The sequence below is a fragment of the Hyphomicrobium sp. 802 genome, assembly GCF_000526135.1.
GTDB lineage: Bacteria > Pseudomonadota > Alphaproteobacteria > Rhizobiales > Hyphomicrobiaceae > Hyphomicrobium_B.
In genome coordinates this window covers 2101100-2113693 of sequence record NZ_JAFM01000001.1, presented here as the reverse complement: position 1 = coordinate 2113693, position 12594 = coordinate 2101100, and the positions used below count along the sequence as shown (strand labels likewise).

General features: G+C 60.5%; 16 protein-coding genes. 5 read left to right on the top strand and 11 right to left on the bottom strand.

The genetic code is table 11. The features are described 5' to 3' along the window. Positions 1-13: 13 nt before the first annotated feature. The 4 genes from mch (at position 14) to fae (ending at position 3540) form a co-directional block, all read left to right on the top strand. Positions 14-973, top strand: a complete 960-nt coding sequence (gene mch, locus HYP802_RS0110670) for a methenyltetrahydromethanopterin cyclohydrolase (protein ID WP_013947264.1) — start codon at positions 14-16, stop codon at positions 971-973. Continuing rightward, positions 957-1931 carry a RimK family alpha-L-glutamate ligase gene (locus HYP802_RS0110665; protein WP_024275704.1) on the top strand — a complete coding sequence of 325 codons (975 nt, stop codon included), beginning with the start codon at positions 957-959 and terminating at the stop codon, positions 1929-1931. The genes mch and HYP802_RS0110665 overlap by 17 nt, the downstream gene beginning before the upstream one ends. Then, positions 1928-2791 carry a triphosphoribosyl-dephospho-CoA synthase gene (locus tag HYP802_RS0110660; RefSeq protein WP_013947262.1) on the top strand — a complete coding sequence of 288 codons (864 nt, stop codon included), beginning with the start codon at positions 1928-1930 and terminating at the stop codon, positions 2789-2791. The genes HYP802_RS0110665 and HYP802_RS0110660 overlap by 4 nt, the downstream gene beginning before the upstream one ends. 236 nt (positions 2792-3027) lie before the next feature. Next, positions 3028-3540: a formaldehyde-activating enzyme gene (gene fae / locus HYP802_RS0110655; RefSeq protein ID WP_013947261.1), complete on the top strand. Its 513-nt coding sequence runs from the start codon at positions 3028-3030 to the stop codon at positions 3538-3540. A gap of 190 nt (positions 3541-3730) precedes the next feature. Here fae and HYP802_RS0110650 read toward each other — a convergent pair whose 3' ends face one another. Further along, positions 3731-4438: a HisA/HisF-related TIM barrel protein gene (locus HYP802_RS0110650; RefSeq protein ID WP_024275703.1), complete on the bottom strand. Its 708-nt coding sequence runs from the start codon at positions 4436-4438 to the stop codon at positions 3731-3733. A gap of 59 nt (positions 4439-4497) precedes the next feature. Here HYP802_RS0110650 and HYP802_RS0110645 point away from each other — a divergent pair, with 59 nt between their 5' ends. Further along, positions 4498-5511 carry a hydantoinase/oxoprolinase family protein gene (locus tag HYP802_RS0110645; RefSeq protein ID WP_013947259.1) on the top strand — a complete coding sequence of 338 codons (1014 nt, stop codon included), beginning with the start codon at positions 4498-4500 and terminating at the stop codon, positions 5509-5511. Between the two features lie 54 nt (positions 5512-5565). On the opposite strand, the gene HYP802_RS0110640 is transcribed toward HYP802_RS0110645, so the two are convergent. The 10 genes from HYP802_RS0110640 to HYP802_RS0110595 all read right to left on the bottom strand — a co-directional run bounded on the left by HYP802_RS0110640 (position 5566) and on the right by HYP802_RS0110595 (position 12586). Beyond that, a complete protein-coding gene (locus HYP802_RS0110640; protein WP_024275702.1) occupies positions 5566-5853 on the bottom strand; it encodes a hypothetical protein in 288 nt (95 codons plus the stop codon). 139 nt (positions 5854-5992) lie between these two features. Next, positions 5993-7174, bottom strand: coding sequence for an SAM-dependent methyltransferase (locus HYP802_RS0110635; protein WP_013947257.1), 1182 nt, complete (start codon positions 7172-7174; stop codon positions 5993-5995). Next, the gene (locus HYP802_RS0110630) at positions 7171-7752 is read right to left on the bottom strand and encodes a DUF447 domain-containing protein (RefSeq protein ID WP_013947256.1); all 582 of its coding nucleotides are present in this window, start codon (positions 7750-7752) and stop codon (positions 7171-7173) included. Before HYP802_RS0110630 ends, HYP802_RS0110635 begins: the two co-directional genes overlap by 4 nt. Continuing rightward, positions 7752-8366, bottom strand: a complete 615-nt coding sequence (locus HYP802_RS22285; RefSeq protein WP_024275701.1) for a uridylate kinase — start codon at positions 8364-8366, stop codon at positions 7752-7754. The genes HYP802_RS0110630 and HYP802_RS22285 overlap by 1 nt, the downstream gene beginning before the upstream one ends. After that, positions 8359-8826 (bottom strand): dihydroneopterin aldolase, encoded by a 468-nt coding sequence (locus HYP802_RS0110620; RefSeq protein ID WP_013947254.1) that lies wholly within the window; start codon positions 8824-8826, stop codon positions 8359-8361. Before HYP802_RS0110620 ends, HYP802_RS22285 begins: the two co-directional genes overlap by 8 nt. Continuing rightward, positions 8823-9557 carry a (5-formylfuran-3-yl)methyl phosphate synthase gene (locus tag HYP802_RS0110615; protein ID WP_013947253.1) on the bottom strand — a complete coding sequence of 245 codons (735 nt, stop codon included), beginning with the start codon at positions 9555-9557 and terminating at the stop codon, positions 8823-8825. Before HYP802_RS0110615 ends, HYP802_RS0110620 begins: the two co-directional genes overlap by 4 nt. A gap of 33 nt (positions 9558-9590) precedes the next feature. Then, positions 9591-10322, bottom strand: a complete 732-nt coding sequence (locus tag HYP802_RS0110610) for an ABC transporter ATP-binding protein (protein ID WP_244420996.1) — start codon at positions 10320-10322, stop codon at positions 9591-9593. Then, positions 10319-11131, bottom strand: coding sequence for an ABC transporter permease (locus HYP802_RS0110605; protein WP_024275700.1), 813 nt, complete (start codon positions 11129-11131; stop codon positions 10319-10321). Before HYP802_RS0110605 ends, HYP802_RS0110610 begins: the two co-directional genes overlap by 4 nt. Beyond that, complete coding sequence (locus HYP802_RS0110600; protein ID WP_013947250.1) at positions 11094-12074, bottom strand: ABC transporter substrate-binding protein; 981 nt, start codon at positions 12072-12074, stop codon at positions 11094-11096. The genes HYP802_RS0110605 and HYP802_RS0110600 overlap by 38 nt, the downstream gene beginning before the upstream one ends. Beyond that, on the bottom strand, positions 12071-12586 hold the full coding sequence (locus tag HYP802_RS0110595) for a DUF3280 domain-containing protein (protein ID WP_244420995.1): 516 nt from the start codon (positions 12584-12586) through the stop codon (positions 12071-12073). The genes HYP802_RS0110600 and HYP802_RS0110595 overlap by 4 nt, the downstream gene beginning before the upstream one ends. Positions 12587-12594: the final 8 nt, after the last annotated feature.

Genomic DNA, 12594 nt, shown 5'->3' with positions numbered 1-12594 from the left:
GGGAGTTTCAAAGATGGTTAAGCAGCCCAGCGTCTCGGCACGCGCCGCCAAGCTCGTAGAGAGCATCGTGAATGACGCCGATGCCCTTCGCATCGACGTGAGCACGGGCAGCGAAGGCGAACGCCTGATCGATATGGGCGCCAAAGTCGTCGGCGGTCTCGAAGCCGGCCGTCGCCTCGGCGAAGTCTGCATGGGCGGCCTGGGTCAGGTGGCGATCACGCAATCGTCCGGGCTTGCGAACTGGCCCCTCGGCGTCGTCGTGACGTCGAATGATCCGGTTATCGCCTGCCTCGGCAGCCAATATGCTGGCTGGTCGATCTCGGATGAGGCGAGCGGCTTCTTCGCGCTCGGCTCCGGTCCTGCCCGCGCCGTCTCGCGCGTCGAAGAGTTGTTCAAGGAACTGGGCTACGCCGACCGCAATCCTGAGACGACGCTCGTCATCGAAGGCGACAAGGCCCCGCCCGCAGCCGCAATCAAAAAAATCTCCGAGAACTGCGGCATCAACCCGACGCGACTGACGATCATCTACGCGACGACGTGGAGCTTCGCAGGCATCGTCCAGATCGCCTCGCGCGTTCTCGAAGTCGCGATCCACAAAGCCCACGCTCTGCATTTCCCGCTTGAGAACATTCTCGACGGCATGGGTACCACACCGATCGCGCCGCCCATCCCCGATTTCGTCAAGGCCATGGGTCGCACGAACGACGCCATCATCTATGGCGGCCGCATTCATCTCTTTGTGAAAGGCCCGGACAGCGACGCGAAGCGTCTCGCCGAAAGCCTGCCCGCGAGCAACAGCGAAGCGTACGGCAAGCCGTTCGCTGAAATCTTCGCCGACGTCAAAGGCGACTTCTACAAGATCGACCCGATGCTGTTCTCACCCGCGCAGGTGATGGTGTCGAACGTCGAAACAGGCAATACCTTCCGTGCTGGCGAACTGGCGCCGGGAGTCGTCGATGCGAGCTTCCGCTGAGAAACAGCCTGACACTCTGCCAGGCCTAGGGGATGGACTTCACCTCGCCCTTCTGATCGAAGAGGGGCGAGGCGAATGGCATGCGCGCCGCATCGTCCGTTCGCTCGAAGCGATGGGCGCGCGCGTCACCGTTTCATCGCTTCCACACTGCGCATTCGATACTGGCCTTGAAAGCGGCATCGACATTCCGGGTTTTCAGGGCCGCCTGCCTGATGGCGTGTTCGTCCGCTCGATTTCTGCCGGAACGCTTGAGCAGATCACATTTCGCTTAGGCCTTCTGCATGCGCTGCGCGAAAGCGGCGTTCGCGTCTGGAACGACGCGCGCGCGATCGAGCGTTGTGTCGACAAATCGCAAACGACGTTTCTTCTGCACAAGAACGGCATTCCGACGCCACGCACGCGCGTTTGCGAAACGCTTCCCCATGCCCTCGAATATACCGAGGGTCTCGACCGTCCGCTTGTCCTGAAACCGCTGTTCGGCAGTCAGGGCAAAGGCATCGGCATGATCGCGCAGCAAAGCGAATTGCCGGCCCCCGAGACAGTCGATCAGATGTACTACATGCAGGATTACGTCCCGCCGAAGGATGGCTTCTACGAAGACTGGCGCGTGCTTGCGACACGCCATCGCGTCGTCGCCGCCATGACGCGTCGGGGCACGACGTGGGTCACGAATATCCATCAGGGCGGCAAGGCGCGCGTCCATCTGCCTGACGACGAGATGGCTCGCATCTCGATGGCCGCCATGCGCGCAGTCGATGCCGACTACGCCGGAATAGATCTTATTCGCTCGGCATCGGGCGAATTGCAGGTCCTCGAAGTAAATTCAAATCCGGCATGGCGCGGCCTTCAAGGCGTCGCTGACGTTAATATCGCCTGGGCCATCGCCGAGGACTTTCTGAAAACAGTCGTTGCGCATCGCGCGGCATTGCACGTGCCTGCCGTCGCAGCAGTCTCATGAAAGCCGCCCGAACCGCTGCCGAAATCAGCGCCGCGTTTTTATACGCGTGCAACGCTGAACTCGAAGCGCTGAAGCCGGGCAACGTCCATCGCTACTCCGCCGGTCACGGCATGGAGGTTTTGCATTTCGAACAGGCCGCAAACGCTGCGGCAGGGCCGATCGCAGACCCGCAATTGAGCGTCGGCAAACGCATCCTTCGCGCGACGGAGGCAAGCGTCGCTGCAACGGGCATCAACACCAACCTCGGCATCGTGCTGCTTTGCGCACCTCTCGCGAAAGCTGCGAGCGAGACTACCTTCGATGTCGGCCTGCGCCGTCGCCTTGGCATGATTCTAATGTCGCTCGATGAGCAGGACGCCGAAGATGCATTCGCCGCCATCCGCGTCGCCAATCCGGCCGGCATGGGCAAGGTCGAACAGGGCGACGTCCATTCGCAACCGCAGCATTTGACGTTGCTCGGCGCCATGGAGCTCGCAGCCGAACGTGACCGCATCGCAAACGCCTACATTAGCGTGTACGCAGATGTTTTCGATTTTGCCTTGCCGGTATTTCGCGATGCCAAAGCGGTATCTGGTCGCGATGCGACTTTAGCGGTAACGACGTTGCATATGGCGCTGCTTGCCGAATTTCCCGATACGCATATTGCACGCAAATTCGGTGCCGAAATTGCCGCGAAGGTGCAAAACGAAGCACGCGTGTTAAGGCCGCAGTGGTCACCTGCTGCAACTGCGAAATCGCTACCGGCGCTTCAGGAATTCGACGCAAAATTGAAACATGAGGGCCTCAATCCCGGCACCACTGCCGATTTTGTGGTCACGACCCTTTTTGCCGACGCGCTGATCGAGCGGAAACGCACCTGAACGGCGATTGGCCCCAACTTAAGGGCTTGTCTCTCCCGGTGACCTAGGGCAATACAGGCGCCGTGTCCGCGCACTCCGCGGGCCGATCCAACGCGCCGAGGCTGGTACTCATGACAACCTGGGCGCTAAGCGCGTGGATATTCATCGCCAGAGCAGTACAGCGAAGTCCCGACTTCTGACGGGGGAGCGTTGTTGCTCATATCCATATCGTTTCATTCGTGGGAGGAACCCCCCTGATGGCCAAAATCAACAAAGTCATGGTCGGCGAGTCGCTCGTCGGCGACGGCAACGAAGTCGCTCACATCGACCTCATCATCGGACCGCGCGGTTCGGCTGCTGAGACGGCGTTCTGCAACGCCCTGACGAACAACAAGGACGGCTTCACGACTCTTCTCGCCGTCATTGCGCCGAACCTCCCCTGCAAGCCGAACACGATCCTTTACAACAAGGTCACGATCAAGGACGCCCGTCAGGCCGTTCAGATGTTCGGACCGGCTCAGTACGGCGTTGCTAAGGCCGTTCAGGACTCGGTTGCTGAAGGCGTGATCCCGGCTGCTGAAGCTGATGATCTCTACATCGCCGTTGGCGTGTTCATCCACTGGGAAGCTGCCGACGACGCGAAGATCCAGGACTACAACTATCGCGCCGTTAAGGAATCGATCGCGCGCGCTGTTGCTGGCAAGCCGACGGCTGCCGAAGCGACCGCTCAGCGTAACTCGGTCCAGCATCCGTTCGGTGCGAAGGCTTGAAGCGGAAACCGTCCTCAGCAGGTAGAAAACAAAAATGAGACTGCCCCTCCCATGAAGGGGGGTCTGCTGCAGCGATTGGGTAGACTGCTCTCGGGCCGTTACAGCGGTTAACTTCGAAAACAAACCTTGGCCGCAACTGGGATTTGTTTTCGGCTGGAGTGGCTCCTGCCAATTCACTGAAACCGGACATTCATCGGCCGGCGATCTCCTTGAGGTCGTCGGCCGAAATCTTTCCGGAATGCAGTGCGGAAGCGATCAACGCTCCCGAAACGCCGATTTTTCGAATCTCATCGAGATCGCCGCGGTCGCGAACACCGCCCGCCGCATAGACACGCCGTCCCTTGGCCCGCGTCACGATATTGTGCAGCCGATTGAGATCGGGGCCTTCGTTGGCGCCGACGCGGTCGAGCGTCATGGCGATCACGCGCGACGGCCACAGCGAAGCATCGTTGAGCATCGCTTCCGGCCCCATGAATTCGCCATTGCGGAAATCGAGCGAGAGAACCGTGCGCAACGGCGCTTCCGCGACGATATCCTCCCAGCCGCGCACCGTTTCGATGCTCTCCGTTCCAACGACGAGCGTCGCGACAGGAGCCGCCAGAACCGCGCGCGCCGCGCTGCGTGAGCCCGTCCCGGCGTCGATCCAGATTTCCGCACGCGGCAATGCCTGACTGAGCACAGGCACGATATGCGTATTGCGGCCGCGTCCCTCTATGCCGTCGAGATCGGCAAGGTAGAGCTTCCGGAAAGGAAAGAGCCGCGCCAGCCCACGCGCGACGTCCACGGGCTCCGACGACGGCGCAAGCGGGGTTTCGATCGGCTGATATGCGGATCGCACGCCCTTCACCGCGCGAACGACCTGCCCGCGCGCGACATCAATAACCGGAATTACGTCCACCGCTTGCCTCCTCACCCGGCGAGTGTATCACGGCTTGAGATAAGGAAGCGAAGGCCCAAATGAGCAAGGTAACCATCGGTCTCGACGTCGGCGGCGCGCACTTGAAGGTCGCACGCGTCGAAGGCACGCGCCTTGTTGCTGTCCGCCAGATCGCCTGCCCGCTTTGGCAGGGCCTCGATCAATTGGATAAAGCCATTCGCGAAGCCGCACCACTGATAGGCGGCGCCGATGCCTTCGCCATCACGATGACGGCGGAGCTAACCGAGATTTTCGAAAGCCGCGAGTCTGGTGTTCTCGCGATTCTCAACCATCTGCGCGAAAGACTACAGGGCGAACTTCGAATCTATATGGGATTGAAAGGGCTCGCCGCGCCCAACGTCGCCGCCGGTGATCCTTTGTCCGTCGCCTCCGCGAATTTTCTCGCGACAGCGGCCCTTGTCTCGCGCCTGCGCCCGCGATCGCTCCTGATCGACATGGGCTCGACGACGACAGACATCATCGCCTGCGATCGCCCTCTCGGCCTCAGCGATGCCGAGCGCATGCAAACCGGCGAACTCGTCTACACGGGCTTCACGCGGACGGCTGTGCCGTCGGTCTCGACACGTGCGCCACTCGCCGGACAATGGCAAAGCCTCGCCCGCGACGCCTTCGCCAGCATGGCGGACGTGCGCCGCATCCTCGGCACGCTGCCTGACGATGTCGATCAGCACGCAACAGCCGATGGCCGCGGCAAGACGCAGAAGGAAAGCCTGGAACGCTTCGCGCGCGGTTTTGGACGCGACGCGGACATCCGCCATCTTTCGACGTGGCAGGTCTCGGCCGCTTACATCGAAGAGCAGCAGCTGAGGTCGATGCACGACGGTGTGCTGCAAGTTCTGTCGCGACCTGGGAGCACGGTCGAAAGCGTGATCGCCGCAGGGATAGGCGCTTCGGCCGCAAAGCAAATCGCCATGCGCCTCGGCCTCCCCTCCGAATTTTTCGGCGATCTGATCGAATCATCTGACGGCGATCAGAAGCCCTGGGCGACCCGCTGCGCACCGGCTGTCGCGGTCGCGCTCCTGCTCGGTGCATAAAAAATCGGCCGCAGCGTCACCGCCGCGGCCGAATTCTCAAAAAGCCGACGAGGCTCAGCCGCGTTCGCGCTTCAGACGAACGAGATCGAACGAGCCGGACTCGAGGATCAGATCATAGACATGGCCGTTCTCGCGACGGGCATCGTCGATCTTCCAGTAACCGTCGTTGTCCCAACGGAGCTTGCGCCACTCGACGAAGCCCATGTGATGCAGTCTGTCAGCGACGATAGCCGGATCATCTTGGACCACATGACGGTGGCCAGCGCTCGCGGGCACAGCCGTGGCCAGCGCAATGGCGGTCGCGGCACACGCGAGGCGCACGATACGGGAAACTTCAATCATCGAATTCTGCCTTCTCTTGGGTATTGCTCATTCTGGGGGGTGACCGGAAACAAACACAGCTAATCCGGTTCAGTTCCCTTTACATGCTTTCCATGTCAGTGAGCAACAAATGAGGCGAGGCCAAAAAGTCCAATACGGCCTATTCGGCATCCTTGAGTTGTGATGCGAGATGATGTGCCGAGAAGCCGATTGTATTCTGCAATGCCCGGAATTGCTGAAGTGCAGCAGAACGATCAACGGTTGCCGACTTGACAGCCGCGATCAGAATATTCTTTGAGGTGTGTTCGGTCGAAACAAATTCAATCAACCGGACCTTGTAGCCCGAGGCTTCAAGCAGCAACGCCCGCGCCGCATCGGTCACGAGATCAGCTTGGCGCTGTTTTAAAAGCGGATATTTGATCAGCCCTTTCAATCCCTCGCCGGTATCTTTGATTTGCGGTGCAATTTCATGCTGGCAGCAGGGCGCGGAAAGGATAAGCCGCGCTCCCGAATGGATCCCGAATGCCATAGCATCGTCTGTTGCGGTATCGCAGGCATGCAGCGCGATCACGATATCGACCACCGGCGATTCGGCCTGCGCTGCTTCCTCTGCGACGAATTTCAATCCATCGAAATGAAGATCGCGCGCAAGGTTATTGCATAGCGTCACGAGATCGCTGCGCAGCTCGACGCCCGTCAATCGGCATGAGCGCTGCAAGATCGTCGTGACATAGTCGTAAAACGCGAATGTTAGATAGCCCTTGCCTGCGCCAATATCGACAACGGTAATTGGCGTTGATTTTTCGAACGCGCATTCCGGAATGAGATCCGCTGCAATTTCGATGAAGCGGCAAATTTGGCGATATTTACCCTGCATCGTCGGCTTAATGCGGCCATCGCGATCGGCAACCTCCAGCCCTTTGAGATAGGGCCGATTTGCCGGAACGAGATAAGCTTTCTGCCGGTCATGGGCTTGCGGCGCCGATGACGTCATCGTCGGCTTGCCGGTGCTGAGGTGCGGCACACCTTTGCGGCTGTAGTCGAGACGAACATCCCGCACGTTCGTAAACAGCGTCGCACTCATATAATCCGCACCGATCAGATCCGCGATGAATTCGACGCCTTCGTCGATGGTGAGTGTCTTCGTTTCATCCTTGCGCGGATAGCTGGTGACGAGCTTCAGATGCGGCTTATCCTTTATGAGAACGAGCGTCGCGACCGCCTTACGCGTGTCCCCTTCGCCGCGAAACTTTCCCAGCGCCAGCTTGGCGAACGAACCGTCATCGGCAGCCGCCGCGAGCGCCGAGATAAATTCGCCCTTCACATCTGTTGCAGAAGTCATGGCGTTTTCTGATCGAAACGCGCTTGCCGCCACGCCGAAACCTTCTCCATCAGCCATTCCCAGGCTTCGTCTTCGCGAGGGCCTGCCGTTTTCGAAACCGCAATCTCGAGATACTTCAACTCGCTCTCCACCTTTTCCGGCGGCAGCATGTGAAGACGCGTCGTCAGCACAGCCAATTCGAGAACGGCAGCCTGCGCACGATTGAAGCCTTCCCACGCCTTATGCATCTCTTCGTCGACGATCGTGCACAGAAAGCGCGGACGCTGCTCGTCCTCAACGACCTTCTCGACGTTCAACTCCCAATGCGAAACGCAATCTGCAAGCCGCTCGCCTTTGATCGTTCGGGTCGGCAGGAGCGGCCAGATCTTGCGCCCTGTAACGGCACCCGCAAACACGCGCACATCGTCCGTGTGGCTCGCAGCCGCGAACGGATTGATGCGCAGGTTTTCAAGCGTCGTTGATGGTCGAAACGGCGCAATCACCCAATGCTCGCCATCGTCGATCAAACCGAGCGGCGCGATATGCGCTTCGCCGTTGGCGTTAAACGTCGTAACGATCGTTTCGACGATCCGAGGCATCAGGTGTTTCCTTCACCAGTCAGAAGTGCCGCCAGCGCGGCGTCGTCGTTTGGCCCGAAGATAGACCAGCCGAGATCGGCGCGCGCAACAATTTCCGGAAAGACCGGATCGACGATCCCCTCGCGCGTCAGGTCCTTTGCTGATGAAATATCCCTCGCACCGACCGATTTCAAAAGCACGAGGCGCGCCTCAAGCAATTCCGCCAGCCGCGCAGCAAGCGCATCTGACGTAACATCCCAACTCTCGGGTATCGTCTTATCGCTGCCGATCATCTGCAGCGGCGCCCAGACCGGAATTTGTCCATCCATCACCGCTTCGGAAATGTCGTCCAGCGATCGCGCAACCGTCATGCCGGGCTGCAGCCCCACGATGCATTCCGCCATCTGCTCCATCGCCAGCATGGCGAGACGATGCGCGACAGCATCGTCGAACCGCATTTCCGCTTGCAGATGGCGAACCGCATCGGCAAAGGGACCGCCGCCCGGCACGATCACGACAGGAATGCGCGCGCCACCGATCATCGCGAGCACGGGTGCCAGACGCCCCGTCTCGGCTAGGCTGCCGCCGATCTTGATGACGAGCGGCCGAACGCTCATCGCATGGCGCTCAGCCACGGCCAAACTCGCGCGCAGCAGCACGCGTTGCCGGACGAATGATTTCAACGCCGCGCCGGGGTCCACGCTCCAGCTTCTCAAGCGCAACGCGCACGGCAGCGATGCGTGGATCGACAAGCACCCGCGACGCAATCCGTTCGGCGAACGTCTCGACGAGATTGATATGCCCGCCGCGCGCCAAGTCGACGATCATGTCGATGATGTCGGCATAGGACGGCACCTCGGCCATCTCGTCATCGAGGCTGAACACGTCCGGTGCCAGCCGCGCTTCAACGGTGAACCGCACCTTCTGAGTCACGCCCTGCTCTTCGGCATAGACGCCGACATTGCAATCGACGACGAAGTCGTTGACAAAAATGGTATCGCCGATTTCCCGCGCTTTCGCCGTCGCCTTCTTGAGCTTCAGTGCGTTGCTGACATCGGCGGCCTTGGATTTGACTGGCTTTCTCTTGTCTTTCATGCGACGGACGTCTCCCGCGCCAGTGACAGCTTTGCATTATCGAGCGCCCGGCGAACTGAAACCACACGGCTAAGTTCGATGGCGCTCACGCGCCCCTGAGCACACAACGCACCACGAAAACCGAGCAAGTCGGGGCCAAGGCCGGCCAGCACGTCGATGTCGCGCTCTCGCAACGATCCGGCAAGCCCGACAAAAAGCCGATTGTCCCGCGCCAAACGTACAAATTCCATTAATCGCGCCGCGGATAATACGGTCGTCAGTCTGCCTGCGGACTTATCCGCCGTGTCGACCATCACACCGGAAAATCCTGCGGCCGCCAAATCGGCAACCAGCGCAAAATCCGGATTCTGGTCGGCCATCAGGACCGCCACCAACTTTGTCGACCTCGCATGCGCCGCCCCTAACGCTGCAATGGCGCGCCGCGGGTCCTCGCTGCCGAAAAAGCCGATCTTGACGATATCGACACCTGTCGCGGCCATATCGGATGCGGCGTTCGTCAGAACATCAGGTTCGGGCGGCAGATCGCCGATGGTTGCGCTGACCGGCAAGCGGCCGCCGACGCCTGCCACGATCTCACGAACCGTCGCGGCGCTAAGCGCTCCCAGCGCCCCGGCTGCCGGATCTTTGCAATCAATGATGTCGGCACCGCCGGCCAGCGCGATCTCCGCCTCGCCCGCGGTCGTCACGCTGGCGAGAAAGGCTGGCGTGCCTCGTCTCAAACCGTCAATCATTTCGTCGTTCCGAGATTGGTCCGCCGACGGCCTTCAGGCCGCGAAGATGCGATTTTGCTCCGCGAGGACGGCAGCCCGGTCGTGTCGCTGCGCCTCGGTCAGGTTGATGGTCACATCCTGCGCCACACTCGCCTTTCCGGGCGCCAAGCGCAAGATGCGCGTTCCGAGCTGAATTGCCTCGGCCCGGTCGTGGGTAACAAAAATGACCGTGGTCGGATGGCGGTGCCAGAGCCCGGTCAACAGCGCCCGCAGGCTGATCGCCGTCGGATCATCCAGCGAGACGAACGGCTCATCCATCAGCAGGATCTGGGGTTCCACGATAAAGCCCCTGGCCAGCGACGCCCGGCGCTGCATCCCGAGCGAGAGACGCTCTGGATAAGCGTTCATGGCGTCCTTCAGCCCGACGCGCTCGAGCATGTCGGGAATTTCTGCGTGGCGCGGATCGCCCTCCGGCAGGACCAGCGCGATGTTTTCGTAAACCGTCCGCCAGGGCAGAAGACGTGGCGTCTGGAAAATAAAGGTCAGCTTATCCTTCGCTGCGCCAAGATCGACGCTGCCTTCGAAATCCTTGTCGAGCCCGGCGATGACGTTCAGGAGCGTCGACTTTCCGCAGCCCGACGGCCCCGTGATGACGAGGAACGACCGCGGCGCCACCTCGAACGCGATATCCTTCAGCACGGGTTGCGGCGGCCTGTTGCCGACGGCCGGAAAAACCTTACTGCGAACTTCGACGCGTATGGGCGAAGACCGATTCACTCCGTTCATCGGCGCCATGCGGTCACCCGTTCCTGCAGCGGCTGCAACACCGCAAACTCGATGATCTGCACCACCAGAATGAACGCCAGCGCATACGCCAGGATCGTGCTTACGTCGAATTCCTGAAACGCGATGCTGAGCCGATAACCCACACCGCTCGACCGCCCGAAGGCTTCGACCACCAGCACAATCTTCCAAACCAGCGACAGGCCGGATCGCGCCGCCGCCGCGAAAAACGGCGCGAGCTGCGGTAGGGTCACGTGACGCAACGTCTTCCACCAGCCGAATTTGTAGATCTGCGCCATCTCGTCGAGATCTTTCGACAGGCTGCGCGCGCCCTCGCGCATATTGACGGCGACGTTCGGAATCTTGTTCAGCGCCACCGCCGTGATCGCCGCCGCATCCGTCAGCCCGAACCAGATGTAGCAAAGCGTGATCGTGACGAGCGCCGGCAGATTGAGAAACAGGATCAGCCATGCGTCGAAAAATTTATCGGCTGTCCGGTAGCGGCCGAGAAAAATCCCGATCGTCGTGCCGATGAACATCGAGACGACGAACGCCACCGCGACGCGCGCCAGCGTTGCCGATGTATCCTTCCAGAGATTGCCGTTCGCGCCTTCCCGCCAGAGCACGTCAAACACGGCGAGCGGCGTCGGCAGATAGCGATTGTCCGCGTACACGGCGATGATCTGCCAGAGAACAGCCAGCGCCAGCAGCGACCCGGCCATCCACGCGAGCCTCTCAAGCGATGCCGTGAAACCCGTCGGCGCCGCCATCAGCCTAGGTGTGGAAGAGATCCTGGTCGAAATGGGTGCCATCACCAACGAGTTCCGTATCGCCAAGTTCAATGAGAAGGTTCGTAAGCTTCTCCGCCGCCGCGGTATCTTCCGGCCCCCACGAGCGCGTGATGCCCGACCGATAGTAGTCTCTGATCGCGACAAGCTCGGCGTCTGAGCTGGGCTTGATCAACGGCCGCAAACGCTCCCAAGCTGCATCCGACGTCGCCAGCACCGCGTCGGCGTCGGAGACAGCCGCCAGAAGCGCGTCAACCGGCACCCCCTTAGCGCGAACCTCCTTTTGCGACCAGATGAATCCGACGAGCGCCGGCGTTGGCGACACATCGAGCCCCTTGATGACGTCCGACATCGCCAGCAATTCTTCGGCGCCGCCAGCCTTCAAGCGCGCCGCATAGGTCCAGAAGTTCAGCACCGCGTCCAGACGCTTGTTCTTGAATTCTTCCGACACGAGCGGCGCTGCTCCAAACACCGGCTCTGCAAAATCGGCAATGTCCTTGCCAAGTTTCTTGCGCGAATAGGCGCGCAGCAGGATCCAGCTCTTGTCGATGCCCGTTCCCGCGACGCCGATCTTTTTTCCTTCGAGATCCGCAAGCGACTTGATCGGACTATCCTTGGCGACCATTACGCTGCCGAGCGCCGAGGAGTACGGAAAAAACTTCAGATCATCGCCGCGCGCGCGTTGACGAAGCGCCCAGGTCCAATCGCTCACGATCACGTCAGCGGCGCCCGACAGCAACGCCACCGGCGCCGCCGGATTGTTCGCCACCTCGACCACATCGAGATCGAGCTTGTGTTTCTTGTCGATCCCTTGCGTGCGGATTGTATCGATCACCCAGCTCAACGAGCCAAATTTAACCGACGTTAGGCGCACTGGAGCGGCCGCGAATGCGAAGCGAGGTATCATGACGGAGGCTGCAAGCGCGGAACCGGCCGCCAGAATGCCTCGGCGGTTGAGCATCGTCATTTTGAGGTCGCCTCGACGTTGAACCGGTTTCTCCAGAGATAACGCACGCCGTGCAGCCAAAGATCATCGGAGTTGCCGTTGATCGAGGCCGACATCGTTTTCGTCAGTTCGCCCGTCTTCGTGTTGCGGGCCACGATCGCCAGATTGATCAACGCGCCTGAGACCTTATCGACATAGCCCGTGACAGCAATGTCGGCGCCCGCTTCCTTCGCAATCGGCACTTCGCAGCCATTGCACTGATTGAACGGCGCGGCCGTCTCGATTTCCTTCTCTTTCGAAGACAGATCGACGACCTGGTATTTGCCGTCTTTCTGCATCAGCGAGCGAAGCTCGTCGGCAATCAGCTTCAGTCGCCGCAAATCCTCCGGGTTGTATTGCGGAATAAGCTGTCCGTCCTGCTCCGCATCGTGAAGATCGAACGGAAAGACCGCCGCTTTCGTGACGGCATGAGCTGCGGGCGTCATCGACAAAGATGCGAAAAAGACGAGAAAAGTGCGCTTGAGCAAGGGCATATGCATTC